This is a genomic window from Pseudomonas sp. Wu6 (genome assembly GCF_019891515.1).
Taxonomy (GTDB): domain Bacteria; phylum Pseudomonadota; class Gammaproteobacteria; order Pseudomonadales; family Pseudomonadaceae; genus Aquipseudomonas; species Aquipseudomonas orientalis_A.
The window spans coordinates 1-370 of the sequence record NZ_JAFLXH010000104.1; the positions used below are offsets into that span (position 1 = coordinate 1).

Here is a 370-nt window from a genome sequence, read left to right on the forward strand (position 1 = left end):
ATTCATTTCTAAACTCTAACAGCAGAAGCAGTTAATGGTGGAGCCAAACGGGATCGAACCGTTGACCTCCTGCGTGCAAGGCAGGCGCTCTCCCAGCTGAGCTATGGCCCCATAACAAAATTGGTGGGTCTGGGCAGATTCGAACTGCCGACCTCACCCTTATCAGGGGTGCGCTCTAACCAACTGAGCTACAGACCCAATTTCGAGCGCGCAACTGATTAGCTAAGAGCTATCAGCTTGGAGCTTAAAGCTGCTTCTATCGTCTTCTTCAATGAATCAAGCAATTCGTGTGGGAACTTATGGAGCAGCTGATGTCGTCGATTAAGGAGGTGATCCAGCCGCAGGTTCCCCTACGGCTACCTTGTTACGA

General features: G+C 50.8%; 2 tRNA genes. Both read right to left on the bottom strand.

Annotation, left to right across the window (positions count from 1 at the left end):
* Positions 1–35: 35 nt before the first annotated feature.
* Positions 36–111, bottom strand: a tRNA-Ala gene (locus J1G34_RS26980).
* Positions 112–121: 10 nt separating this feature from the next.
* A tRNA-Ile gene (locus J1G34_RS26985) sits at positions 122–198 on the bottom strand.
* Positions 199–370: the final 172 nt, after the last annotated feature.